The organism is Prevotella melaninogenica (assembly GCF_003609775.1).
GTDB classification, from domain to species: Bacteria; Bacteroidota; Bacteroidia; order Bacteroidales; family Bacteroidaceae; genus Prevotella; species Prevotella melaninogenica_A.
This window is the reverse complement of record NZ_AP018050.1, coordinates 466,351-492,039: the sequence shown is the minus strand read 5'-3', so window position 1 is coordinate 492,039 and position 25,689 is coordinate 466,351. Positions and strand designations below refer to the sequence as shown.

Sequence of the window (25,689 nt, the reverse complement as noted above, 5' to 3'; positions counted from 1 at the left end):
TCTAAGTAATTTATTTGCCTAATATGTAGCACAGAAAGGAATAGAATGATGCATAATAACCTGATAGATAATTCTTCTGACGCACTCTCTATGCAAAGTTACATCAAGAGGTGTATTTTGGCAGAGGGTATTGATAAAATACAGATTGCAACTGGGTATTGGGACATACCTGGTATGGCGCTTGTTCTCAATGAACTTACAAGTTTTTTGGAACGTGATGGGACCTCGCTTGAACTTCTTATAGGTAATGACCCTTATGTTTATACCTCGTTACTTGCAAACCCAAAGTATAAGGACGCAAGTTATCCTTATGATTTTATACGGACTGACATACATGATCTTCAAATAAAAGATGAGTACAAGAGTGTTATCAATCTGTTACTTCAGTATTGTGGTAATGGTAAGATGCAGATACGCATCTATAAAAAAAATGCCAATGACGAAGTAGAGTTCTTACATTCCAAATGTTATATTTTCTCTTGCCCAACTTTCTCTTACGGTATCATTGGCAGTTCTAACTTTACGCAGAAAGGATTATTGGGAAATGCCGAATTGAATTATCTTGAGACCGATCCCACACGTATTGCAGCTCGACCCATACATGGATCAAATTCAAAAGGACATATTTGTTGGTTTGAAGAGAAGTGGGAATGCTCAGAAGACTGGACACAGGAGTTCTTGGAGCAGGTTATCAAGAAGTCGCCTATCTACATTGATATACAAAAAAATGCTGTTCAAGAGTTTACCCCCTATGAGCAGTATATCAAATTGTTGCAAATTCAGTTTGGGGATGTTGTAGACGCATCACTTGGACAACAGATAGAAGCCTATTTACCATCAAAGATTCACAAACTGAAGTATCAGATAGAAGCCGTCAAGCGATGTCTTGGTATTATGCGCGAACATGGTGGTTTTATGTTGGCTGACGTGGTTGGACTTGGTAAGACAATTATTGGAACGCTTATCATCAAGCGTTTTCTTTCCGTACCAGATGATGATGGTCGAGAACATAAGGTGTTGGTCATTACTCCTCCTGCCATTCAGTCGGGTTGGAAGAAAGCTATTACCATGTTCGACAAAGATTCTAACGATAAGATTGCACCCTACATTGACTTCATCACAACAGGAAGAATCGGAAATGTTACCGAGGATGAAAGTTGGGAAGATGATGACAGTGCTGATACTGGTGAATTTGAGGGAACACTTCAAGATAAGAATTATGGACTCATTATTATTGATGAAAGTCATAAGTTCCGCAACAGCAACACACTGATGTATCAGTCGCTTGACCAACTGATACAGAAGATAGGCTCTAATACGGGCACATACCCCTATATTGGACTTCTGTCTGCCACACCGCAAAATAATCGTCCGAATGATTTGAAGAATCAAATTTATCTTTTTGAGCGTAACCATAATGATAGTACGCTAAAGAAGTCTGAAGGAGGAAATATAGAAAAGTTCTTTGCCGACATAAATAGGGAGTATGACCTCCTTATTAGTAAGCCAAAAGTAGACAAGGAAACAGGGCTACTTATCCATGACATTCCAACTGACGAACGCCGGGTGCGGCTCAATGCTGTCTCAAAGAAAATACGTGATTGCATTCTAATTGATATCCTTGAGCGCAGAACAAGAACTGACGTTAAAGAATATTACGGCGACGATATGAAGGCAGAAGGGCTGATCTTTCCTGAGATTGTTGGACCAAATAATCTTGAATATGTTATGGACGATGAGTTGGCGCAGCTCTTCTCTGATACAATGACGATTATTGCTCCTACGGAGGAAGAAAAGTTGCAGACAGATGAGTGGCTGAAGTATTTCCGTTATCGTGCCATAGAAAACTTTACCAATCCAGCTAACGAAAAGAAACATACGGGTCGTGGCAACCGTGGTGTGAGTGATGTGGCTAAACAGCTTGCCACCATCATGCAGAATCTTCTTGTGAAACGTCTTGAAAGTTCCTTCTCGGCATTTACGCAATCCCTATTGAATTTGCGCTATTACACCGAGAACATGATTAGAATGTGGGAGAATGATACTATTTTTGTATGTCCACAAATTGATGTAAACAAAGAGCTTGATTACGAGGCAAAGACTAAAAAACGAGGAAAGAAAGTATCATTTAGCGATTGTGTAGAAGACATCAGGGGCAAAATAGAGAAACTGACAGAACAAGGGCGCAACGAGAAAGGACAAAATGCAGAATATACACGTAAGGACTTTAAAGAGGAATATTATACCCAACTGAAAGAAGACTTCCGACTCATTTCTAAGCTCTATGATCGATGGGCACGTAACTCACAGGATCCAAAGTTTGATGCTTTCAAAGAAAATATCAAGCCTGAACTGTTCAATCCTCAAAAGAATACGTCAGGAAAGTTAGTTATCTTCTCAGAAGCAATAGATACGGTTGAATCGCTTGTTAGAGCTGTTAGAGCAAAGGGCTACAAAGTGCTCGCCATTACTGCTGCTAACCGTGATGAACTGGAACATACCATTGAGGAAAATTTTGATGCCAATTATGATGGTGAGTGGAAGGATGACTATGATGTGCTTATTACGACAGAAGTCTTAGCTGAAGGTGTAAACCTCCATCGTGCCAATGTCATTCTGAACTATGATACGCCCTGGAACTCCACTCGCCTGATGCAGCGCATTGGACGTGTAAATCGTATTGGCAGTAAAGAACCGTTCGTCTATGTTTATAACTTTATGCCAAGTGCAGAAGGTGATGCTCAAATACAGCTGGTTCGCAAAGCATACACCAAGCTACAGTCATTCCATATACTCTTTGGTGAGGACAGCAAGATTTTCTCGGAAGAGGAAACGGTTGTGCATCATGAACTTGTTGAGGCGATTAATGGTGAGGAGTCACCCTTGCAGAAGTATATCTTTGAATTAAAACAATACAAGAAGGCACATCCTGAACGCTATCTGCAGATAGAGCAAACTGAGGGTGAATGGGAGATGGCACAGGCAACAAGTGGCACCGCTTACTTTGTTGTGAAAGCTCCTCACTCTGCACGGCTGGCCATCAGAATACGCAATGAGGAAGATGGACGAAAGGGTACTCAGATAATCTCTTTACTTGAGCTGCTTGAGGAAATGCGAGTAGATGAGAAAGCTAAGCGTATACCATTGCCCGATAACTGGCAGCAACTTTCGGCTGAAGCCTTAAAGGCATATACACAATATTTTATCCGCATTAAAAGATCAAGGGCTGGAGATAAACGTACGCTGGCACAGGGATTCGTTGTAAAACTCTATGAGAACGACACTATTTCAGCAAAGTCAAAGAGACTTTTGGAGAGTGCACGAAAACTTGTTGACAAAGGAAACTTTGACATTATTAAAAAGATGTTGGCAATAGAGCACGAATTAGAACATCGTAACCAAAGCCTTTTTGCCATCAAGCAACAGGATATTGATGAAATCTTGGAGCGTGAGATTGGTAAACTTGTTGCGCAGGTAGAAAATAAGCAGGGCGTAGCATCTATTGTTTTAGGAACCATCAAGTAAAGACAAACTTATGAAAAAAGAAATATTAAGCGTAGAGACATTAAAGGGGTATTTAAGCAGTAAATATAAAGGCTGGAGTTCATTCGTAGACAATATTATTTTCCCTATTTTTGGAGAAGATAAATTTGAATCTCTTTCTGAGACAGAACTCTTGGAGAATAGTCCTGAAGAGAAACCATTGGCTGAAGCAACAGGAATATGTAGTATCAAGCAAGTGGGGCAGATAGACATTGGGGTGCAGCCACTACAGATATTCGATGTCACGGTTAGTGATCGTGTGATGATGGAGCGAAACCGTGTAAACATTCAGCGACTTATCCGTAAGGTTATGGAGAATTATTCCAGTGCCTTTATGCTCTTTCACTATGAGAACGATACTCGTTGGGATTGGCGTTTTACTTTTTGCCATAAGAAGGGCGGTCAGAAAGAAGTCACAGACAGTAAACGATACACATTCTTGTTGGGTCCTGGACAATCTTGTCGTACTGCGGCAAATAACTTTAATAAACTATATGAGAACAGAGACACATTGGATATGTCGAAAATAGAGGATGCATTCTCTGTCGAGGCTCTTACTAAACAATTCTACAGAGACTTGTTTGAATGGTATCAGTGGGCTGTTAGTGACGCGTCAAATATAACCTTTCCCAATGACACGGCTATAGAAGATGATGACCGAGACGACATTGAGAAGAAGATAATCCGCATGATAACGCGTATTATGTTTGTTTGGTTTATCAAACAAAAAGAGTTGGTACCCGATTGTATCTTTGATGCTGATTTCCTCTCAACCATTCTTAAAGACTTTGACCCGTATAGTAAAACGGAGGGGAATTATTACAATGCTATCCTGCAAAATCTTTTCTTTGGTACGTTGAACCGTGCTATCAAGGATGAGAACGGGAATACTCGTAAGTTCGCCACCTCAAGCAAGCGTGATGTCAAGACGCTATATCGCTATGCGGAATTATTTTCTATCAGTGAGCAGGAAGTTATCAATCTTTTTGCAGAAGTTCCATTCTTGAATGGTGGGCTGTTTGAGTGCCTGGATAAGACACGTTATAGTGATGGAGTGGAGCAGTGCTATAACTTCGATGGTTTCAGTAGAAACGATGCGCGATTTGCTGATGGGCGTTTCAAGCATCGCGCTGTTGTTCCTAACAACCTGTTCTTTGCGCCTGAAACAGGTTTGATATCCATCCTAAGCCGTTATAACTTCACCATTGAAGAGAACTCTCCTGAAGAGCAGCAGGTTGCTCTTGATCCTGAACTCTTGGGTAAGGTGTTCGAGAATCTTCTTGGAGCTTACAACCCTGAGACGAGAGAAACGGCACGTAATCAGAGTGGGTCATTCTATACCCCTCGTGAAATAGTCAATTATATGGTTGACGAAAGTCTTATTGCTTACTTGGGCAACAATGATTTTGTGCGTTCATTGTTCAGTAGTGATTTCAGCTTTGACGAGGCGGAGGCAGAAGAATATAAGAGAACAGCAGAACGATTAAAGCGTGTAAAGATACTTGACCCAGCCTGTGGATCTGGTGCGTTCCCAATGGGACTGCTCAACAGAATAGTTGAGATACTGGAGCGTATTTCGCCAGATGAAAATGTATATGATTTGAAACTATCGCTTATTGAAAATTGCCTTTATGGTAGCGACATACAAAGCATAGCAGCACAGATTACAAAGTTACGCTTCTTTATTTCGTTGATATGTGATTGCGAGAAGGATCCGTCAAAGCCCAACTTTGGAATACCAACGCTTCCAAACCTCGAAACGAAGTTTGTGTCTGCCAATACGCTTATTGCAAAGAAAAAGAAAGACCGTCAGTTAAACTTCTTTACAAGTGAAGAGATAGAGTCAATAAAGAAAGAATTACATCAGATACGTCATCTACATTTTTCTGCTAAGTCGACTTCTACAAAACACCGCTTAAGAGAGAAGGATTTAGCCTTACGTGAAAAACTAATAGAACTTTTATCTGATGAGAATAACTTTGCATCTGATGATGCCAAACAACTTGCAGAATGGAATCCATACGACCAAAATGCAGTTAGTCCGTTCTTTGATCCTGAATGGATGTTCGGAGTGGCTGATGGTTTTGATATCGTCATTGGCAATCCGCCGTATATTCAACTTCAGAATAATAGTGGTGAATTAGCTAAGTTGTACGAGGACTGCGGATATTCTACTTTTGCTCGTACTGGCGACATCTATTGCTTGTTCTATGAGCGAGGATGGCAACTATTGAAAGAGGGTGGTTATCTGTGCTACATCACATCAAACAAATGGATGCGAGCAGGGTATGGTGACAAGACAAGAGGTTTCTTTGCCAATAAAACAAACCCAATGTTATTGATCGATTTTGCTGGAGTGAAGATTTTTGAGAGTGCTACTGTTGACACAAATATCTTACTTTTCTCAAGGTCTAATAACCAGCATAAAACAACCTGCGCCATTACCAATAAACAGAACAAAGATAGCGTAAATAATTTGAGCGATTTTGTACAGCAGCAGCATACAGTGTGCGATTTTTCCACATCAGATAGTTGGGTAATCCTGTCACCTATCGAGCAAAGTATCAAACGCAAGATAGAGGCAGTGGGAACACCATTAAAAGATTGGGATATCCAAATCAACTATGGCATAAAGACTGGCTGTAACGAGGCTTTTATAATATCAACAGAGAAAAGGAAAGAAATCCTTGATAATTGTCAAACTGAGGACGAACGCAAAAGAACGGCTGAACTTATTCGACCGATTTTGCGTGGCAGGGATATTAAGAGGTACGGGTATGTAGAGAATGGATTGTTCTTAATCAACACCCATAATGGAATCAGAGGTAAGTTGCCACGTATTGATATTAATGATTATCCTGCAGTAAAGGTACATTTAGACCGATATTGGGATAAAATATCTGCTCGTGCAGATAAAGGAGATACTCCATATAATCTCCGTAACTGCGCTTATTTGGAGGATTTTAGTAAGCCAAAGATTATGTATCCTAATATGACAAAGTACATCCCATTTTATTATGATGAAAAAGGATTTTATCAGAATGATAAATCATTTATGATAACAGGTAATTTCGTTGCATATTTAACTGCATTCCTTAATTCATCATTATTTAAATTCTGCTTTTTAAATAATTTCCCAGAATTACAAGGTGGAACCAGAGAATTGAGAAAGATATTCTTTGACAAAATACCTGTATTACAGGTAACAAAGGAGATAAATGATTCTTTCATTTCCAAAATAAATGATATTCAAGAAAAATATACAACCCAAAAGGCTATGGAGATAGACGCCATGCTTTTTGAGTTGTACAGACTTACAGAAGAAGAAAGAAAAACCATTGGTTTTGTTGAGATTACTTAAATTCTCCTTGAATTTCTGATATTTCTTCTTTCGTTAAAGAATAAGCCGAAAAGATAAGTTTGTCTGTCTTATCTGCAATATTTATATTAAATTTCTGAGACAGTTCTTTGGCAGCATTTTCTATTTGTTTATTATATGATAAACATGGAAAGTTGCCAAAGAATGTATGTTTCATTCTAATACCATGTTCTCCGAGAACACCACCACTATAGAACTTCTTAACAGCATAAAAAAACAACTTGCTATTAAGAACTCCTAAGATGAAAGGGAGCTGAGCTCCTACAATTATCCTACCAGTATCATTACACATATAATGAATCGTTTCATCATATAAGAATTGACTATTCTGAACTATTTCTTGGAAAATAATCTTTGGCTTACTAAAATCCTCCCAATACTTTGCACCCCATCTTTGCATGGCATACCATTCATAACGAATACCTGTCTCTGCCTTATTACGCTTTAGCAGAGATTCTTTGTATTGGAGCATATGTGAATACACAGCTGGGTATTGTAATTTAAACGCTTCTTCAGCTTTCGTTGATGCTCCTTGAATGGATTCATCAAATTGATAAGGAAAATGCCAAGGAATGTAAATTAACCATAAATTTGCCCACTCATGGCTATATCTCTTAATATCCCTGCCACGCAAAATCGGTCGAATAAGTTCAGCCGTTCTTTTGCGTTCGTCCTCAGTTTGACAGTTTGATATGATTTCATCACGCTTTGCAGTGTCGATGATAAAAGCTTCATTACAACCTGTAAGTACTCCACGATAGATATTAATATCCCAATCTTTCAATGGTGTGCCTACTGCTTCTATCTTCTTTTTAATGCTTTGCTCAATCGGTGAAAGCACGACCCAACTATCCGATGTTGAGAAGTCACAAGTGATATCTTGTTGCCGCACAAAATCGCTCAATTGTTAGCAACCAATCTTCTTAGCTTTATAAATCGTGCAAGAGTGTTCCTATCAACCTTACAGATTTTCGCTATCTTACGACAAGAAGTTCCATTCTTCAATAATTCGGAGATGAGTATTTCTTTGCCCGAAAGTTTGTATTTGTCGGGAGAACTTTTGCTGCCTTTAGGACGACCAAGCATAACTCCTTCTGCCTTCTTTCGTGCCAATGCTTCCTTGGTTCGCTGACTGATAAGATTACGTTCTATCTCTGCTGAAAGTCCGAAAGCGAAGGCGAGGACTTTGCTTTGGATGTCGTCTCCAAGTCGGTAGTTGTCTTTAATGGTCCACACCCGACATTCCTTTGTCATGCAGATATTCAGAATCTCCATAATCATAAATAAGTTACGACCAAGACGGGACAATTCACTGCAAATGATGATATCATCTTTTCCTACTTTTTTGAGTAGCCTGCCAAGTTCTCGTTTACTATAGTTCTTTGTACCACTGATAGTTTCCTCAATCCAGTCGTCAATAGTAAGATTTTGATGTTTACAAAAATTGCTAATCTCAAAGCGTTGATTCTCTACCGTTTGTTTATCGCTGCTAACTCTGATATATCCGTAAATCATATTTGTTTATTTGATGGTTTGTTATTCTTTATCTACAAACGGAGATTTGCGCCAAACATCATAAAATTAGTCGTTAAGATAGTTTTTTAAGAAAGGTGAAGGGTGAACGTGTTGACAAGTATCTTTTGAGATTAGAACTTTGAAGAAACGTCACACAGAGAAATGGAGAGCACAGAGGCACCGTTGGTACGTGGAGCATCAGAGGATATGCGAGTTTTAAAGACGTTTATTACCAGTGCTTTCAGTAACACGTACACTACGGCTCTGTCGCTTTTTGTGCCTTCGGTACCTCTGTGAAATTGTCTTTTATGCTTTCACCTCCGTGCTCTCCCCCTCTCTGTGTGCCTTTTATATTTAGTAGGCCTACTTTATCACTCCAAATTCCTGAAGAATCAAAATTGAACCTACACAAGGGGATTAGTATGGAAAGAAGAAAAATCTTCATTCAAGACTTTTTAAGCACATTTTTGTCACATAAGCCAGAAATTAGAGTAAAATGATTTATGTCATAAAAAAAACATATTTTTTTTGGTTATTAGCTTTGTACATATTACTTTTGCAATTAGATAAAGGACCTCTCTACTTTTTGTAGAGTTGTGTGACTTTTGATAGACATAACAAACCTGCTCGTGAAAAGCGTTCTCACTTTTTATTTCAGAAATGGATGAAAAGGGGAGGATTGACTAAAATAATATCAGAACAAACTAAACAATTTTAATATTATGAGTATAAAAAGCTTCTTCTCATGGAGGTCGCTAAAATTTGGTTCTCCATGGATATGTCTTATTGTAGGGATTTTTGCCTATGTAATTGGTTTTTTTGTGTTGTTTCCTAATACTTTAGTAAGAGAGTTAGTTATAAAAGTTGCAGATGTTCTTATCATTGGTGTCGTTGTAGGGTTTCTTACTAATGCCGCCCAGTTTCTTGGTATTTTCAAAAAAGATTTGCAGGATATAATATATGCAAAGGATTTTGTTAACAAGAGAAACGATTTGCCAGAGTTGTGGGATAGTATCTCCAAAGAAATGTTTAAATATAAGTTTCCAAATATTCATAAACAATTTCTTCAAGTGATGAAAGGCTACTTCCCAACAAATGAAGTGTCCTATTATGATGACTATAACGCACATACAACAGTTAGCTGGGTGGATAAAGAGAAGGGGCTTATAAAAGTAGAAAATATGATCCATTTTGATTTGATATGTGATTCAAAGGAAAAGTTTACCTATCCTATGAAGTCATGGCTTCATGCGGGTCAGGGCAATACTCCTACCTCAAAAATTTCTGATATACAGGTTAATGGGAAATCTTTTGAAATGACTGACTCAAAACCTGAATTGGACAATAAGACTGGAAAACTTTGTCAAGAGTTTAATTTATTTCTATGCGGTGATACTTGTTACTCTATCACGTATAAACGTGAAGAACAGTACAATATTCATGACGATTATTATCTTGGTTTTCGTTCCTTATATATACTTAACTAAAGTTTCCCACCCCTTCAAACACTGGCTTTTCTCATTTCCCTTTGCCTATCGTTCCCCATATTCATTGACTTTTAATATATGACTAACTGAAGTTATGCAGTGTGCCCATATACTTCATCCCATTTTTCCAATGCTTCAGCCATTACAAGGATTTTGCTCAACTCTTTGTCGTTGCCTCTGATCGTAGCCATAAGATGTTGGGGCATCAACCCAAGTGTTTCTCCTAAAATACGAAGAATGCGTTCAATATAGGCAAGAACTCGCTTCCATAACGTGAGTGCCATGAGGTCGTCCTCCATATCCGAAAAGAGTTCGCCCTTGGTTTGATATTCTGTGAACCTCTTTTCCAAAGTCATGACAGTATATGTAAGGTAACACAGCGTTGCGTCAGCTATCTGCCCATTAAAGTCGCAACCTTGATAACCTCCTAATCCGAGATATTGCTTAGTCTCCTTGTTCATCACTTCTATGTTCCATCTAATCTGATATACTTCAAAGGCTTTTACGAAAGACATCGTAGTATCCGTGGTGAGCATGACGTTCCATACGGAGTTCCTGCCATACTTGATGAGGAAGATTCTAATAGGTATATCTCCTAAGTGTCTGCTGAGCTGAATATATCTTTATACTTACGGCAGTTATTTCCTCGTTCACGTTCATAGGTGGCAATGAGTTCTGCAGCATTTTTCTTCCTGCCTGATACGGTGTATTTTGTCTTTCCCATTTTTGCAAGTCCAACAAAGTGCATTGCTCCTTTACCTATGCTTCTAACACATGTCATAAGTTGCTCGCAGGTGAACCAACTATCGGTAATCACATACTTCGCATGCAAGCCCATCTTCCATCCACGGCGAAGCATATCCATGGCAACTTCCATCTTAGACATCTTACACTCTTGAAAGCGCTTATAATCAGGGTTGCCAGTATTCCTCTTGGTATGATACGCTTTTCTATGTTGCTGTTTTGTCAGCCCGCAGTCGCCTTGTTTCCCTTTTTCCTGATGCAGTGAAAAATCGAAGGGTATGGTTGTCTTGCCGTCAAAGAATGCACAAAGTAGCAGTTTGTAGCCCAATACGCACCTACCTTTTACATGGTCGTAAACACGACTGATACCCTCCATCCTCACGCCACTCTTCTCAAATACAGTGTCATCTATAATGAAACATGTAGTGGTATTGGATTGAGGAGCTTCGCCATACTTACGCAATAGGCACATATAACGCAGTGCAAAGTGGTTCATCAAACGTCTCCAATCCATCTGCGGGCGAATCATCATCCGATAGAAACAGTTCTTACCATGATTTGAAAGCTCATATATCTTATGTTTGCATATACTGTGAATACTTTCACCCACAATGCGGAAGAGGCAAAGAGAAAGGATTAATTCCGAAGCCGAAACCCCGTCATGTTTCTCCAATGACAGGCGAGATAACAGGTGTCCAATGACAAACTTGCCAAAAAAATGAAATAAATCATCACTCATTCGAGTTTTAACACTCAAAAGTTTGGATAACTCACTTATTTTCTCTATTTTTGTTTCCATAACAGTTTTGTTGTCTTGTCTTTAAAATCAGTTCTTTAGCGATTACTAATTTACAAAGAAAATTCGACAAACTGTTATTTTTCTATCTATTTATTGGGGTGGGAAACTTTAGTCATTAATGAGCAGAAAGCCATTGCCGTGATAGAACATATCGCCTATCATAAGTTAGACGAGCGTTACGATGCAAGTATCTTCTCTGCCCATGAACTCCGAGGACCTATTGGTATTGATGCCATACGGAGTGAGAAGTCACTCTACGACCTTGTTGTTGCGGACAGTCAGGGAGTAGAGAAACGCTTTGCCGAAGATTTGGAGCGTCAAGAGGTAGTCGAAGTGTACACCAAACTTCCACGTGGCTTCTATATCAACACACCAGTGGGCAAGTACAATCCCGACTGGGCAATTGTCTTCCGTGAGGGTGCGGTGAAGCATATTTATTTTGTTGCTGAAACAAAAGGTTCAGAGGACAGCAGCCAGCTCCGAGTAGTTGAGAAAGCTAAGATAGAATGTGCAAAACGCCATTTCAGTTCTATCTCAGACAGTACAATTATCTTCGATGTCGTCAAGAGTTACGACAAACTTAAAAACATCGTTATGCAAGAATAGGATATGATTTTATTACCCTTAGTTCAACAAAGAAGTTTATTCAAGGCATTAGTCGATAAAAGTGCCTTTGAAAGCCTTAGGCAAAGTGCCCGTATATTGGATTTAATAGGTCGAATATGGGATATTGACTCATTGCCGTCTACAGATGCTCGTTTCAAAACAATGAGAGGAGATATTCAACAGCATTATATCAATAATACGGATTGGAATGAAGAATATTTATTCTCAGAAATATTAGGGATATACAGAAATATTGATAAATTTCAAAAAGTTATAGAGTTAGTTCCTTCTGATGAGTTTCAAGATGATGAAAGGCTGATAGAGATTCTGGTACAACTGATAAATAGCTATTTGATACCTCATAATCAGAGATTAGTTGCTAAAAGGCAACAAGACTTTACTATTTATGAAGTTAAAAATAGTAAGGCGGTTGATGAAGTTATTCCAAGTAATACTATTCCCTTTTTTGTTGAAAGGGATTCTAATAAACAAGGTGTACATGAAACTCCCAGTATATTTCCCTCATTTGTTCTTGCAGCAGACTCCTGGGATGATTTTGGTGTAAGTTCGTTATTCAGACTCTTTTACTATCATGATGAGTCTGAGTCATTACAGATAGGGAAAGTTAAAATTATTACTTGTACAACAAATGAAGAGGAGCCAAGAACAATTACAAAAAATTACCTAAGTGATAGTTTTACAGAATTGGATAATGACTTTTGTTCATTAGGACAGAGTTCTAAATACTACCAAACAATTAAGCAGAATTTTCCAGATAGCTATAGAAGTGTTCTTTGGGCTCTGAAGGATTGTGCAATATTTACAGATATTGAAGATCAATTTGAACAAGATTATTCATTTAAAAGAAGCTTATTAAGGGAAAATGAAGCGGAGCGTCTTTTAAGAGATGCAAAGTTTATAGTAGAAGGAATAGAAGTACAAAATAGAGAACACTTTACATATCATTTTCAAACACCTTTTTCAGAGGATGAGACCTTATTGGAAGTGTCATTTAATAGTAAAGCGATTCTTCCAAGCCGACTGTTTGCCGTTGTAGGAAAAAATGGGGTTGGAAAAACTCAGATGATTTCCAATCTTCCTATAGACTTGTCTCAAAAAAAACAAGAATTATTCGAACCACAATTGCCTCTGTTCAGTAAAATAATAAGTGTATCAACCAGTCTGTATGACAATTGTAAGTATCCAGAAAAATCTAATGATTTTAATTATGAATATATTGGACTTACTGTCAAGGAGGGAGGAAATAGAAGAATTATTACCAGTGATGAGATTAACTTTAAGTTACAAGAAGCTTGTAAGTTTATTAATGCAAAAGGAAGGACACGCAGTTTAAGGGATATATTAACTAAAATTTTATCTTCTGCTGTTATAGACTCTCTTTTTCGTGAATCTGGTAAAAAATACAAATTAGATATTAATAGTCTAACGGATGTTAGACAGAAACTTAGTTCTGGAGAATCTACCTTAGTATATCTACTTACATGCATTGTTTCAACCCTTCGATATGATACATTATTATTGTTTGATGAACCAGAAACACACCTACATCCCAATGCCATAACGACTCTGATTTCTGCGCTATATAAATTACTTGAGGAGTTTGATTCCTATGCAATTGTAATGACACATTCTCCGCTTGTGATACGTGAGGTTAAATCTAACCATGTTTGTATAATGGAACGGTTTGAGAATAAATCTGTAATTAGAAAAGTACAACAAGAAACATTGGGAGCAAACATATCTATATTAACTGATGAGATATTTGGAAACAAGGATATTCCTCAGTATTATAGAGAGATTATTTCTAAACTTGCCGATAACGGCAAAACGGAAGATGATATAATCCAAGCTATAAGTACCGATAATACTCCTTTACCAATTGGACTTCAAATATTTATCAAATCTATTTTTCAACGAAATGAAGAAAGTGAAATATTACCTTGATGATCCTTTTGACTTTCATAAGGAAGTTGTATCTAGTAAACATAAGGGCCCTCAAAAAAGTATAGTTGAAGCTTTGGAAACAAATATTAAAACAAGTTACAATGTGTACAATGAAAAATTCACCAATAACCAATTGGTCACTTTAAAGCCAATAGCTTTACAGCCTGATGAACAAGAGGCGTTAAAAGGACTATATAGGTTCAGAGCGAAATCGTTTAATGACCTATTCGTTCGTTTGACAACTACTAAGTCTAATAAGCGTGATATGCTATGTCCAAACTGTACACTCACTGATTGCAGTCAACTCGATCACTATATTCCAAAGACTGAGTTTCCAGAGTTCTCTGCAAACCCTCGTAATTTGATGCAGTGTTGTTCAATATGCAATCAAAAGAAACTTGATCGCTGGTTGAATGGGAAACAACCTATTTTCCTAAATCTTTATCTCGATGACCTCCCGCAAGAACAATATTTATTCGTAGATATCTCTATCGAAAATGGTGTCCCGATAATTAAATTCTATTTAAATAACCGAACAAATATAGATCCTACCTTATTCAGCCGGATAGAAAGTCATTATGGAGAACTGGATTTGTGTAACAGATTTGTAGAGAGAGCAGATAGTTTTATTAGTGAAATTCTTCGAGACTACATTGCAGCTAAGGAAGCCAGCATTACTGTTGAAAACTTTATAGAAATGTTAAAGTCTCGTGCGAAACAAGAGCAGAAGGATTTCGGTTTTAATTATTGGAAAGCAATTCTAACCTTGGAATGTTGTAAAAGTCAAGAGTTTTTCGGTTTTCTTAATAATCAGAATGCTACTCCTTGATTAGATAAGAAAGTATTGGGTCGGTCTTGAATCGTTCTATCTCAGTATAGAGAAGGGGGTAGCACTCCCTTTTAGAGCTGCTTATAGTTGGCTTCGATGTTTTCTTTGAGCACATCGGAACCATCTTCATTTGAAAAGTCTACTGTCACAGGTATAGGCTGATAGGTCTTCATCTCGCTGGAAACCTTTACTGTATCGACCACAATTTCAGCATGGAAGGTTTTCTTATCTATGCGTTCGTCAAAGTTGTCGGACACAGTACCAACAAACATCCCTTTTATCTCTTTTGCTATCTAAACGTTATTGCAATATTGGACATTCCATCAGGAGCACTAAATCCAAAGAAAATTGCTACAGGTACTTGCTGGATACTATTTTTGTTCAATTGGACTTTATATTTTCCTGTCTGTACCTTGCTTATTGTCATAAAGTCAAATTCTATTTTCTGGAGTATGCCATTTTTACAATAAATTGTGGCTTTATTCCCATCAGAAAGTTCTACGACAGTCTGTTCCTTTGATAAAATCTCTTTGGTTATTCTTTTTGATACTTCAGTGTCAATCTTCCCATAATTAATCCTAAACTCATACATCGCATAATCACCTTCTATAAACTGGAAAAAGCCTTCTGGATGTGCAGTGGATAGTTCTATCTCACTTGGGGTAATGCCTGGTATTTTACTGTTATCTTCATTAGAGCAGGAAACCATTAAAATAACAGCTATAAATAGCAGAAATCTTTTAATCATCATTGCGGTAAATGTTTAGTTGTGTGAATATTAAGTGTATTTTTGGTTGCGATGTTGGCTATTGTTACTATTCCTCGTTATTGCAAGAGGAGATAACACTAAGAGATAGTAATATTAAGTTTCTTTTCTCATGTTCTATGGGTTTAAGATTTGTCAAATATGATTTCTTTGCAAAAATACGAATAAAGGATGATATAAGCAATACCTATTAATCTTTATTTTCTGATAAAGAAGTGTTTAAAAACTCTGACAAATTAAGCCTACTACATATAAAAGACAGAGAGAGAGGGAGAACACGGAGATAAAAGCATAAAGACAATATAACGGAGGTGGCGAAGGCACAAAGAGCGACAGAGGTGTAGCGTAAGTATTGCTGATACGCTTTGGTGATTTGGAAATATGTTTACATTACCACTAACGTTCTTGCCCTGAAAAAGCACATAAATGATGGTTTTTCGGCAGTTTTGTAACCCTCAGATTATCAGTATCTTGCTAAGCTGTATTTTTAAAGGGCGTTAGTAAGGGTTCAAAAGGGCGTTAACAAGACCTCAAAAGGGCATCTTTTACAAGCCAATTAGGCATCTTCTCGAAGGCAAAAGAGCATGTATTAGTTTTGGACTATTACCTTTGAACTTTGAGCATTGAAGTTTGAACTTTATGATATGAACTACGAATTTCTCGAATGACACGAATTATTTAACAATAAGGATGCATGCAATTAGAGACATTCGTAGTGCTTTATTGGTAGTTGATATCGGTAATCATAATTTGTTGTTGACGAGTTGACAAGTTACGAGTTTACAAGTTGCTTGCAGCAATAAATCGCAGCTAACAGTAGTAATCATAATTATGAATTTTGAATTCTGAATTCTGAATTAAGTTGACTTTGTCTACTCACATTACTACATATATCTTCCTTGGAATCGGTTTTTTAGTGTTGTACCTTTGCATCGTCATCAGGAATGAAGGGATGACGAACTGAGTTTTAGTAAAGGAAACAATCTATAATAATTAATGTGTATGATTAAGGATATTGATTCTACTGAGATAGACTTTGAGGAGCGACTCTCTCCACATTTTACGGTGGGCGAGATGCTGCGTTCGGGAAAGGCGGTGAGCATGGGTGTTAAGAATGTGCCTGAGGTGAATCCTGCGTTTGGGGAGGCTTCGAGAGAGGAGGTGATAGAGAATCTTCGGGAGCTTTGTAAATGCGTCTTAGAACCGCTTAGACGGCGTGTGGGGCGTGTGATAGTCGTGGGAGGTTATCGCTGTGAGGTAGTGAATAGGGCTGTTATGGGAGCCGAACATTCGCAACATTTGCGAGGAGAGGCGGCTGATATTCATGTGACGGGACTGGAAATGTGTCGGAAATATGCGGCAATTCTCTCTCAAACAGACTTCGATCAGATGATTCTTGAGCCGCAGGAGTCGATAAAAAAGCGGTGGATTCACGTCAGCTATAAGCGAAATGGGAAGAATAGACACCAGATTCTTGGGGCAAAATAGGGGAGAAAAGGGGTGGAAAATTTCACTTTTTTGTCGCCGAAAGTATGAGAAATACTTTTTAAGTTGCTGACTGTAAATATTTTAATTATTTACGTGAATATCTTTTCATATTTTTAGTTGTTTATATTTATGATGAAGTATGTTTTTACGTTTTTGTGTTTTCCAACTTTTACCTTTATATTTTTATACGTTTTTAGGTTATTGTTTTTTTAGTTATTTCTTTGTTTATCTTTTTATTTGTTTACGTGTTCACTTATTTACTCGTTTACATAATTTTACACTTTTTTGTCGCAGTCAGTGTTTTTGTTAGTTGTCCCTCCACCTTTTTCTATATATGGGGAGGGCGACTGACGGGCGACCGAGGGAGTGGTATTGGTAGGGTAATTTTGGACGTTTGCGGTTAATTAGCGTTAGTTTTTTATTTCAATAATTTCTTTGTTTCACTTTTTAAATTTTTCAAGTTATGTCAATCAAATTTCGTATGTATCAGGACAATCGTAAGAACAGCAAGCGCAAGGGTTTTTGGTATGCCCGTGCGGTGTGTCCAGACCTTGTTGGTGTTAAGGATCTCGCTCAGCGTATCAGTGAGCGTTGCACCGTAACAGAGCCAGATATCTTGGCAGTAATCAGTGCGTTGGTGTTCGAGATGAATCAGGTTCTCAAGGATGGTAACCGTGTGAAGCTCGACGGATTGGGAACTTTCCGTGTAGGTATTCACTCTTTAGGTGTTGAGAAGGCTGCTGACTTCAATGCGCAGCGTGACATCTATGGTGCGCACGTTCTCTTTTCGCCAACGGTGACCGTTGATGCTATGCACCGTCGTGTGAAGAACCTTCTCAGCGGTTTGCGCGTTCAGGAGGCTGTGCAGTATGATGCGCCTAAGGCGCAGAGTCAACCAGCAAGTGCAAAATTACAAAACGTGTTTAAAGAACTCGCACTTTGGATTAGAAAAGTTTAATTTTTCTCTTGGTCTTTCGTTCAATTTCTTTTGTATGGACATAATTCTCTTGTCCGTATATTTATCAAACGAATCCTTTTTAGGTATATACTGCCTGATTAATTTGTTTGTATTCTCAACAGTTCCCTTTTGCCATGAACAATATGGGTCAGCGAAGTACACGGGCACTCCTAAGTATTTTGTGATGTCCTTATGTGCTGCAAATTCAGGTCCGTTATCTGTTGTAATTGTCTTCAGGCTGTCTTTGTATGGCAGCAGTAGTTTCCTAACCACCTTTACCAGAGGCTTTGACATTTTTCCAAATGGCAGTTTCTGCATAAACAACATATTGGTGGATTTCTCCACTATTGTGAGTATGGCGTGCTGGGCAGGATCGACGATCAAGTCCATCTCAAAATCTCCGAATCTCTTCCCGTCAACTTCCTTACTTCTTTCATGGATACTCACCCTGTCCTTTATTGGAAGATGTCCGCCTTGGGGACGATGCCTGTATTTCATCTTATGCCTTGTGTGCTCTGCAAGCTTCCCTGTTGTGTCATTGTGGATAATGTTATAGATGGACTGGTGGGAGACCTCTATACTCTCATTTATGCGCAGATACCCTGATATTTGTCTTGGAGACCACTGGTCGTTGATAATATATTCTTTAATTCTCCAAACTAATTCGTCGGAGAGTTTGGCGTTAGTTACCGTGCTCTTTCTGCGCTGCATAGCCATATCATGCGCCTTCGTCCAGATATACTTTCCCGAAGGCGTACTGTTGCGTTTGATTTCACGTGAGAGTGTTGACTGACTAATACCGACGATCTCGGCAATTTCTTTTCTCGCTGTTTTCTTTTGGAGTAAGGCAAAAATTTGCGACCTTTGCTCCGAGATTAATTGATGATACATTTGCAATACAAAGTTAGTTAATCTTTGGGAGACTTCGGTCTCCTTTTTTATTTGTATTGCTGGTTGTTTCTTTTTCCTCTCCGAGAGATGCAGACAACCTCTCGCTACGCGTCGAGAACGTCTGCATCTCTCGGAGAGGGACACTCTTTTATTGCACTTCGTTTTGGAACTTGCAAAGGCTGCCGATAAGTCGAAGAAGAAGGGCAAGAAGAAGGAGAATAAGCCTTCTGTTAGTCCAGAGCCGGGTGAGGCCGCATCTACTACTGAGAGCCACGCATAGTAGATTGGTTTGAGAGGTGAGAGTGGGGGAGTGCTAAACTTGCGCCCTCCGCTCTCTGTTTAACCCAAATTGTTCATTAGAACTTAAACATATTGTGGTTGAAGGACTGCTTTGGGTTTAGTATTCACTTACTTCAAATCGGTTCAGTAGCAATGTAAAGGCAATCATGGCTGTTGACCGATTAAGAGTTTTTAATTTATAGAAATATTATGATTAAACCTATTTGGAAGAATATTTTGCATATTCTCGTTACCGTACTCACAGCACTGGCAACCTCATTGGGCGTTAGTTCTTGTATGTAAAACTCCTCTTATAAAACTCCGTCTTGAACTTAGACAGTCATTGTTAGTCACTTATAAGACTTAGTTAAGGACTTTCATCTTATTGAACTACAGATGCTTACGCTGTAAATAAGCGACGTATAGGTAGGTTACGCACGACTCCGAGGGAGGTTGTCCCCGACAGCGAAGTAGGTTCTGTGCGACAAAAAGGGAGTCTTTTTCTTGATAGTTCGACGGATAGGGAGGAGAGGAGAGACAGAAAGGGAGCTTTAAGTCTTCGTCTTTCTCTTTTCTTTACAAATATTGCGTATTTGTATTCTATTTCTTTTCTTTTCATTGTTACTAATTTGTTTCCTGCTTTATATCGCTTGATTTTGTGCCTTTGTAATCATGTATAAATCAATAGATTGTGGAGTAGTGCGACAAATTAGTAACTTTCTTCGGTTGAGGTTGTTTGCTTATCTGCGACAAATAGGTAGATTGCTGAAATAATTAAACTTTACACTTTTTTGTCGCCGAATTATATAAATATATATTCTTTTGTTTAGACATGAGGCAAGTTAGCTGTAGACAGGGTAATTGTGAAGACATAGTAACAGAGGAACATGATTTAGTGGACGAGTGAACGGGTAGACCAGTGAACAAGGTGATTGCGAAGACAGAGTAATAGAAGACATAGTAACAGGGGAACAAAGTTCTTTTGAGTAACAGAGGGAGGGGTTCTTCTGTTACTATGTCTTCTATTACAATCAACTCGTTAACTCGTCAACCAAAAATATGTTCCTCTGTTACTTTGTCTTCCCTTACCCTGTCTTCGTAAGCAAGCCGTTGACTTGTCAAATAAAAAAAGTGCCAAGACCTTTCGATCTTGGCACTGTGTGACTAACGCTATGGAATTATTATTGCGTTGATTTAATAGTTTGACTCCTCAACCTGGAAGAAACTCTGTGGGTGGTTACATACAGGGCAAACGGCTGGAGCCTTCTTACCGATAACGATGTGACCACAGTTGCGGCACTGCCAGATGCAGTCGCCATCGCGAGAGAATACCACGCTGTCCTCGATATTCTTCAAGAGCTTGCGGTAACGCTCCTCGTGGTGCTTCTCAACCTTACCAACGCTGCGGAACTTAACAGCCAACTCTGGGAAGCCCTCTTCGATAGCGTCCTTTGCCATCTGCTCGTACATATCAGTCCACTCGTAGTTCTCACCAGCAGCTGCGTCAGCGAGGTTCTGAGTAGTTGTAGGGATATCACCCTCGTGGAGGAACTTGAACCAGATCTTAGCGTGCTCCTTCTCGTTGCGTGCTGTCTCCTCGAAGAAGCCTGCAATCTGCTCGAAGCCGTCCTTCTTAGCCTTAGAAGCATAGTAGAGATACTTAGTATGTGCCTGGCTCTCACCTGCGAAAGCATCCTTGAGGTTCTGCTCAGTCTTTGTACCCTTCAATGCAGCTGGGTTGAACTCCTTAAACTTCTCTGCCTTAACGTGGCATACTGGGCACTCTGCTGGTGCCTCTGTTCCCTCGTGGATATAACCACAAACGGTGCAAATAAATTTCTTTTTCATAATGTTCTTGTATTATAATGATATGTATTTAATGCTAATTACGCACATTTTAGGTCTGATGTCCACTGATAATCAGATGTATAAACGTTGTATATTGCTCCTGTAATAATTACAACTTTTCATTTGCAAAGGTATTAATTATTTCCGAGTCTGTCAACCTTACTTGCTTTTTTTTTATGTTGAAAGGGGCTATTTAGACGATGGATAATTAAAACAGAAGGTTAACCTTAATCTTTGAACATTGAGGTTTGAACTTTGAACTTTATGATTAGAACCATTAACTATTAACTATCACCTTTGCAAGTTCCAAAACGAAGTGCAATAAAAGAGTGTCCCTCTCCGAGAGATGCAGACGTTCTCGACGCGTAGCGAGAGGTTGTCTGCATCTCTCGGAGAGGAAAAAGAAACAACCAGCAATACAAATAAAAAAGGAGACCGAAGTCTCCCAAAGATTAACTAACTTTGTATTGCAAATGTATCATCAATTAATCTCGGAGCAAAGGTCGCAAATTTTTGCCTTACTCCAAAAGAAAACAGCGAGAAAAGAAATTGCCGAGATCGTCGGTATTAGTCAGTCAACACTCTCACGTGAAATCAAACGCAACAGTACGCCTTCGGGAAAGTATATCTGGACGAAGGCGCATGATATGGCTATGCAGCGCAGAAAGAGCACGGTAACTAACGCCAAACTCTCCGACGAATTAGTTTGGAGAATTAAAGAATATATTATCAACGACCAGTGGTCTCCAAGACAAATATCAGGGTATCTGCGCATAAATGAGAGTATAGAGGTCTCCCACCAGTCCATCTATAACATTATCCACAATGACACAACAGGGAAGCTTGCAGAGCACACAAGGCATAAGATGAAATACAGGCATCGTCCCCAAGGCGGACATCTTCCAATAAAGGACAGGGTGAGTATCCATGAAAGAAGTAAGGAAGTTGACGGGAAGAGATTCGGAGATTTTGAGATGGACTTGATCGTCGATCCTGCCCAGCACGCCATACTCACAATAGTGGAGAAATCCACCAATATGTTGTTTATGCAGAAACTGCCATTTGGAAAAATGTCAAAGCCTCTGGTAAAGGTGGTTAGGAAACTACTGCTGCCATACAAAGACAGCCTGAAGACAATTACAACAGATAACGGACCTGAATTTGCAGCACATAAGGACATCACAAAATACTTAGGAGTGCCCGTGTACTTCGCTGACCCATATTGTTCATGGCAAAAGGGAACTGTTGAGAATACAAACAAATTAATCAGGCAGTATATACCTAAAAAGGATTCGTTTGATAAATATACGGACAAGAGAATTATGTCCATACAAAAGAAATTGAACGAAAGACCAAGAGAAAAATTAAACTTTTCTAATCCAAAGTGCGAGTTCTTTAAACACGTTTTGTAATTTTGCACTTGCTGGTTGACTCTGCGCCTTTGAACTTTGAGGTTTGAACTTTGAACTTTATGATTAGAACTATTAACTATTACCTTTGAACTTTAAGGGTTAGGTAGTAATCATAATTATGAATTATGAATTGTGAATTATGAATTAATATAGTAATCATAATTATGAATTATGAATTATGAATTACAAAACATTCTCTTGTTTACTCGTCAACTAATTTTTATCGTTTTGTTTGCTTACCTTTTATTTTTTTCCTTATCTTTGCATCATCTTTCAAAAGATAATTTCGTACCAATAAAAACCAAATGAATCATCATTCAAAAGCAGTTGTATGAAGAAAATTATAACTCTCTTAGTTAGTGCACTGTTGGCAACATCATCATTTGCTATCCCTGCCATGCGGATGTGGCGCAGCTTTAAGCAAGCGGACGGAACAATCCTGAAGGTTATGACCGTCGGCGACGAGCATTTTAATTATGCGCTGACGGAAGATGGCATACCCGTGTTGCCGCATGATGGTAGTTACTATTATGCCTGCATTGAGGACAATCAGTTAGTGGCATCATCGGTGTTGGCACATGAGAAGGGATTGCGCAAAGATAGAGAGGAACTCGTTGTGGCTGCCCTTCAGCAGGTAAGAAAACTGCAAAGACAGAAGGAGATACACCTTAGTTCTAAGTCTTTCGGAGAAGGATTGGGAATGACATGGGAGGGTAAGAAGAAAGGACTTGTTATCTTGGTTGAGTTTGAGGATATGTCTTTCAAAGATCCGAAGAATGTGTTGACACTCCGACCACGTGCGAATGATGTCAAGACGCTCTATGAGGATATGCTCAACAAGGTGGGATATACCAATAACAATGGGGCTATTGGTAGTGTTCACGACTATTTCCTCGATCAGAGTAACGGCAAGTTCGACCTAACTTTCGATGTCGTCGGACCCGTAAAGCTCAAGCATCCTTATAAGTTTTATGGTGAGCGAACAGGTAATCAGAATGATGCGAATGCGCCACAGATGATTATCGACGCCTGCAATGCTATCAAAGGTCAGGTTGACTTTAGCAAATACGACTGGGACAATGATGGCGAGGTAGAGCAGGTTTATGTCATCTATGCTGGCGAGGGCGAGGCGACAGGTGGTGAGTCAAGCACCATCTGGCCACATAAGTATTCGCTCACTGATGCAGGACTTGACGCACTGAAATTCAACGGACAAACGATAAACACCTACGCTTGTAGCAACGAGATTATCCGTGCACAGCTCAATGGCAAGGAGCGTGTGTTCTATTCTGGTATCGGTACCATCTGTCACGAGTTCTCGCATTGTCTTGGATTGCCCGACTTTTATGATACTCGTGGCGGTAACAACGTTGGTTCTGGGCGATACGACTTGATGTGTGCGGGCAGTTATAACGGCGGTCCAGAGAGTCTGATAAACGTATACGGCGGTACGGGAATTGGTACGGTGCCAGCTGGCTATGACGCCTACGAGAAAGCGTATATGGGTTGGTTGAAGCCTATCACACTTGGCGATGAGGCTGTCGAGGTGAAGAATATGAAGGGACTTGCTGAGGGTGGCGATGCCTACTTCCTCTATAATCCTGACACGAAGAATGAATATTACATCTTTGAAAACCGTACGCCTTACCGCTGGGATACTGAGTTGCCGGGACACGGACTGATGGTTTTCCACGTTGATTTCGATGCTTATTCATGGATGATGAACAACGTGAATGCTGCTTCGGTGCAACGTCATCCACGCTTCACGATTGTTCCTGCCGATGCTCGACTCGATCATGACACACAGAGCAGCGACCCATTTCCAACAGGATTGAACAATAGCTTAACGAAGTCTACTGATCCTCGTCTAAGTTTTTATACGAATTATAACGTTAGCAGTCAGGCAGGAGTCAAGCAGATTGTTCGGAATAATGACAATACAATCTCTTTTAGCTATACGCCATTAAAGGCAGCGACAGGCATCAATACCCTCCCTGCCGACCACGAACAGCCAGTCGAGACCTACACGCTCTCTGGCGTAAGAACTACGAACGAGCAGAAAGCTCACAAGCAGGTAGTGATTGTGAAGGACCGTAATGGGAAAGTAAGCAAGGTTGCAAGTGAATGAGTTTACGAGTAAACAAGTTTACAAGGTATATGTGCTTATTAGTTTATTAGTTTACAAGTTTGCAAGTTTACTTGTCAACTTGTAAACTTTTTTTGTGTGCTTTGAAAATTATATATGCCCTTTTGGCTTCTAAAAGACGCTTAATTAGCTTGCAAAAGATGCCTAATTAGCTTGCAAAAGATGCCCTTTTGAAGTCCAAGTAAGCACCTTTTGTTATATGACTTTGCAAGTAGGTGATTATAAGGTAATTATAAGGGGGATTAAGAAGGCTCATTTTTAGCGATTTTCTTAGGTTAATTTCCTATTGGTTTGTAAAAATATTTTATGTCTTTTGGGTAAAAGCATTTTCTCACAGAAAGCACAGATAGACGGAAAGCACAGCTTTACAGATTCTTTTTAGATGAACGGAAATGCTCAGAGACCTAAAGGTCATGGAACACACAGAACATTTCCCTCAACGTGTTTAGCCAATGGTTACAGACGGGGGAGACGTAAACGTAAGGAGAGCCTAATGCTATTTTGAGTTGATAACTGAATAAAAATAAATAAAAAAGGCTCCAAGTAATCTGGAACCTTATGTGTTGTTTGTGGATATATTATTATTTTACCATTCTCTGTAGTTCTTCTACAGCTGATGGGATTCTTTCTATGGTTTTTGTTAATTTAACCTCATCTTTTGTCAATCGTTCAAACTCTTGTTTAGTAACTTTCTTTCTTATACACCACCTCTGTATTATATTGTAATTGTCATCATGTAACCATAATTCCCATCCTTGACTTGTTATATAATTAAAACCAGAGAGTGGTACATCAAAACTTATTATATTTCCTTCTCCGTCTTTCATGGGTTCTAAACCGAGGGTAATATTATTACCAATATAAGGAACATAAACATCTTTTCCCCTTGTGATATCTTTGACTCTTGTAATACTAAAGTCTGTATAGTAATACACCATTTCTGGCGTAGTCTTAGCAGTTGTCACTTTATTCTGTGCATTTGCTACTACTGTCATTGTAGCAATGGCTATTATTAACAATAACTTTCTCATAAC

The 25,689-nt window shown here is 38.9% G+C and carries 17 protein-coding genes and 2 pseudogenes; 11 read left to right on the top strand and 8 right to left on the bottom strand.

Features of this window, described 5'->3' with window-relative positions; translation table 11 throughout:
* The first annotated feature begins 48 nt into the window (after window positions 1-48).
* Together PMEL_RS08760 and PMEL_RS08755 are read left to right on the top strand one after the other, a co-directional pair.
* Window positions 49-3,525, top strand: a complete 3,477-nt coding sequence (locus PMEL_RS08760) for a helicase-related protein (protein ID WP_120175518.1) — start codon at window positions 49-51, stop codon at window positions 3,523-3,525.
* A 10-nt stretch (window positions 3,526-3,535) separates the two neighbouring features.
* Entirely contained in the window at window positions 3,536-6,904 is a 3,369-nt protein-coding gene (locus PMEL_RS08755; RefSeq protein ID WP_197715124.1) for an Eco57I restriction-modification methylase domain-containing protein, read from the top strand.
* On the opposite strand, the gene PMEL_RS08750 is transcribed toward PMEL_RS08755, so the two are convergent.
* On the bottom strand, window positions 6,897-7,814 hold the full coding sequence (locus PMEL_RS08750; RefSeq protein ID WP_120175516.1) for a TaqI-like C-terminal specificity domain-containing protein: 918 nt from the start codon (window positions 7,812-7,814) through the stop codon (window positions 6,897-6,899). The two genes, PMEL_RS08755 and PMEL_RS08750, sit on opposite strands and share 8 nt — an antisense overlap.
* A gap of 8 nt (window positions 7,815-7,822) precedes the next feature.
* The gene (locus PMEL_RS08745; RefSeq protein ID WP_120174958.1) at window positions 7,823-8,437 is read right to left on the bottom strand and encodes a master DNA invertase Mpi family serine-type recombinase; all 615 of its coding nucleotides are present in this window, start codon (window positions 8,435-8,437) and stop codon (window positions 7,823-7,825) included.
* Window positions 8,438-9,159: 722 nt separating this feature from the next.
* Between PMEL_RS08745 and PMEL_RS08735 the strand changes: the two genes are divergently transcribed.
* A complete protein-coding gene (locus PMEL_RS08735; RefSeq protein ID WP_120174956.1) occupies window positions 9,160-9,924 on the top strand; it encodes a hypothetical protein in 765 nt (254 codons plus the stop codon).
* Between the two features lie 92 nt (window positions 9,925-10,016).
* Here PMEL_RS08735 and PMEL_RS08730 read toward each other — a convergent pair.
* Window positions 10,017-11,467 (bottom strand): annotated as a pseudogene (locus PMEL_RS08730) (transposase).
* A gap of 138 nt (window positions 11,468-11,605) precedes the next feature.
* Between PMEL_RS08730 and PMEL_RS08725 the strand changes: the two are divergent.
* The 3 genes from PMEL_RS08725 to PMEL_RS08715 are packed head-to-tail and all read left to right on the top strand — an operon-like array spanning window position 11,606 to window position 14,867.
* Complete coding sequence (locus PMEL_RS08725; protein ID WP_197715123.1) at window positions 11,606-12,073, top strand: hypothetical protein; 468 nt, start codon at window positions 11,606-11,608, stop codon at window positions 12,071-12,073.
* Between the two features lie 3 nt (window positions 12,074-12,076).
* The gene (locus PMEL_RS08720) at window positions 12,077-14,038 is read left to right on the top strand and encodes an AAA family ATPase (RefSeq protein ID WP_120174955.1); all 1,962 of its coding nucleotides are present in this window, start codon (window positions 12,077-12,079) and stop codon (window positions 14,036-14,038) included.
* A complete protein-coding gene (locus PMEL_RS08715; protein ID WP_120174954.1) occupies window positions 14,013-14,867 on the top strand; it encodes a hypothetical protein in 855 nt (284 codons plus the stop codon). The genes PMEL_RS08720 and PMEL_RS08715 overlap by 26 nt, the downstream gene beginning before the upstream one ends.
* On the opposite strand, the pseudogene PMEL_RS08710 reads toward PMEL_RS08715, so the two are convergent.
* Together PMEL_RS08710 and PMEL_RS08705 are read right to left on the bottom strand one after the other, a co-directional pair.
* Window positions 14,857-15,145 (bottom strand): annotated as a pseudogene (locus PMEL_RS08710) (mobilization protein); the annotation flags it as partial. The gene PMEL_RS08715 and the pseudogene PMEL_RS08710 sit on opposite strands and share 11 nt — an antisense overlap.
* An 11-nt stretch (window positions 15,146-15,156) precedes the next feature.
* Window positions 15,157-15,618 (bottom strand): hypothetical protein, encoded by a 462-nt coding sequence (locus PMEL_RS08705; protein WP_231999456.1) that lies wholly within the window; start codon window positions 15,616-15,618, stop codon window positions 15,157-15,159.
* A gap of 1,017 nt (window positions 15,619-16,635) precedes the next feature.
* Here PMEL_RS08705 and PMEL_RS08700 point away from each other — a divergent pair.
* Together PMEL_RS08700 and PMEL_RS08695 are read left to right on the top strand one after the other, a co-directional pair.
* Window positions 16,636-17,121, top strand: a complete 486-nt coding sequence (locus PMEL_RS08700; protein WP_120174952.1) for a D-Ala-D-Ala carboxypeptidase family metallohydrolase — start codon at window positions 16,636-16,638, stop codon at window positions 17,119-17,121.
* Window positions 17,122-17,584: 463 nt separating this feature from the next.
* Entirely contained in the window at window positions 17,585-18,079 is a 495-nt protein-coding gene (locus tag PMEL_RS08695) for an HU family DNA-binding protein (RefSeq protein WP_120174951.1), read from the top strand.
* Here the strand turns inward: PMEL_RS08695 and PMEL_RS08690 are convergent.
* On the bottom strand, window positions 18,032-18,970 hold the full coding sequence (locus PMEL_RS08690; RefSeq protein WP_120173978.1) for an IS30 family transposase: 939 nt from the start codon (window positions 18,968-18,970) through the stop codon (window positions 18,032-18,034). The genes PMEL_RS08695 and PMEL_RS08690 overlap by 48 nt on opposite strands.
* 489 nt (window positions 18,971-19,459) lie before the next feature.
* Between PMEL_RS08690 and PMEL_RS12245 the strand changes: the two genes are divergently transcribed.
* Window positions 19,460-19,552 carry a smalltalk protein gene (locus PMEL_RS12245; RefSeq protein WP_172586781.1) on the top strand — a complete coding sequence of 31 codons (93 nt, stop codon included), beginning with the start codon at window positions 19,460-19,462 and terminating at the stop codon, window positions 19,550-19,552.
* 891 nt (window positions 19,553-20,443) lie between these two features.
* On the opposite strand, the gene rbr is transcribed toward PMEL_RS12245, so the two are convergent.
* Window positions 20,444-21,097, bottom strand: a complete 654-nt coding sequence (gene rbr, locus PMEL_RS08680) for a rubrerythrin (RefSeq protein ID WP_120174950.1) — start codon at window positions 21,095-21,097, stop codon at window positions 20,444-20,446.
* A 473-nt stretch (window positions 21,098-21,570) separates the two neighbouring features.
* On the opposite strand from rbr, the gene PMEL_RS08675 reads away from it, so the two are divergent.
* A complete protein-coding gene (locus PMEL_RS08675) occupies window positions 21,571-22,509 on the top strand; it encodes an IS30 family transposase (RefSeq protein ID WP_120173978.1) in 939 nt (312 codons plus the stop codon).
* A gap of 331 nt (window positions 22,510-22,840) precedes the next feature.
* Window positions 22,841-24,637 carry a M6 family metalloprotease domain-containing protein gene (locus PMEL_RS08670; RefSeq protein ID WP_120174949.1) on the top strand — a complete coding sequence of 599 codons (1,797 nt, stop codon included), beginning with the start codon at window positions 22,841-22,843 and terminating at the stop codon, window positions 24,635-24,637.
* 599 nt (window positions 24,638-25,236) lie between these two features.
* On the opposite strand, the gene PMEL_RS08665 is transcribed toward PMEL_RS08670, so the two are convergent.
* A complete protein-coding gene (locus tag PMEL_RS08665) occupies window positions 25,237-25,686 on the bottom strand; it encodes a hypothetical protein (protein ID WP_145985362.1) in 450 nt (149 codons plus the stop codon).
* Window positions 25,687-25,689 lie beyond the last annotated feature (3 nt).

What these genes read in the sequence shown, in the direction of transcription:
- PMEL_RS08760 (WP_120175518.1), top strand. Translation starts at nt 49, where the DNA reads ATGCATAATAACCTGATAGATAATTCTTCTGACGCACTCTCTATGCAA.
- PMEL_RS08755 (WP_197715124.1), top strand. Translation starts at nt 3,536, where the DNA reads ATGAAAAAAGAAATATTAAGCGTAGAGACATTAAAGGGGTATTTAAGC.
- PMEL_RS08745 (WP_120174958.1), bottom strand. Translation starts at nt 8,437, where the DNA reads ATGATTTACGGATATATCAGAGTTAGCAGCGATAAACAAACGGTAGAG.
- PMEL_RS08735 (WP_120174956.1), top strand. Translation starts at nt 9,160, where the DNA reads ATGAGTATAAAAAGCTTCTTCTCATGGAGGTCGCTAAAATTTGGTTCT.
- PMEL_RS08720 (WP_120174955.1), top strand. Translation starts at nt 12,077, where the DNA reads ATGATTTTATTACCCTTAGTTCAACAAAGAAGTTTATTCAAGGCATTA.
- PMEL_RS08715 (WP_120174954.1), top strand. Translation starts at nt 14,013, where the DNA reads ATGAAGAAAGTGAAATATTACCTTGATGATCCTTTTGACTTTCATAAG.
- PMEL_RS08705 (WP_231999456.1), bottom strand. Translation starts at nt 15,618, where the DNA reads ATGATGATTAAAAGATTTCTGCTATTTATAGCTGTTATTTTAATGGTT.
- PMEL_RS08700 (WP_120174952.1), top strand. Translation starts at nt 16,636, where the DNA reads ATGATTAAGGATATTGATTCTACTGAGATAGACTTTGAGGAGCGACTC.
- PMEL_RS08695 (WP_120174951.1), top strand. Translation starts at nt 17,585, where the DNA reads ATGTCAATCAAATTTCGTATGTATCAGGACAATCGTAAGAACAGCAAG.
- PMEL_RS08690 (WP_120173978.1), bottom strand. Translation starts at nt 18,970, where the DNA reads ATGTATCATCAATTAATCTCGGAGCAAAGGTCGCAAATTTTTGCCTTA.
- PMEL_RS12245 (WP_172586781.1), top strand. Translation starts at nt 19,460, where the DNA reads ATGATTAAACCTATTTGGAAGAATATTTTGCATATTCTCGTTACCGTA.
- rbr (WP_120174950.1), bottom strand. Translation starts at nt 21,097, where the DNA reads ATGAAAAAGAAATTTATTTGCACCGTTTGTGGTTATATCCACGAGGGA.
- PMEL_RS08675 (WP_120173978.1), top strand. Translation starts at nt 21,571, where the DNA reads ATGTATCATCAATTAATCTCGGAGCAAAGGTCGCAAATTTTTGCCTTA.
- PMEL_RS08670 (WP_120174949.1), top strand. Translation starts at nt 22,841, where the DNA reads ATGAAGAAAATTATAACTCTCTTAGTTAGTGCACTGTTGGCAACATCA.
- PMEL_RS08665 (WP_145985362.1), bottom strand. Translation starts at nt 25,686, where the DNA reads ATGAGAAAGTTATTGTTAATAATAGCCATTGCTACAATGACAGTAGTA.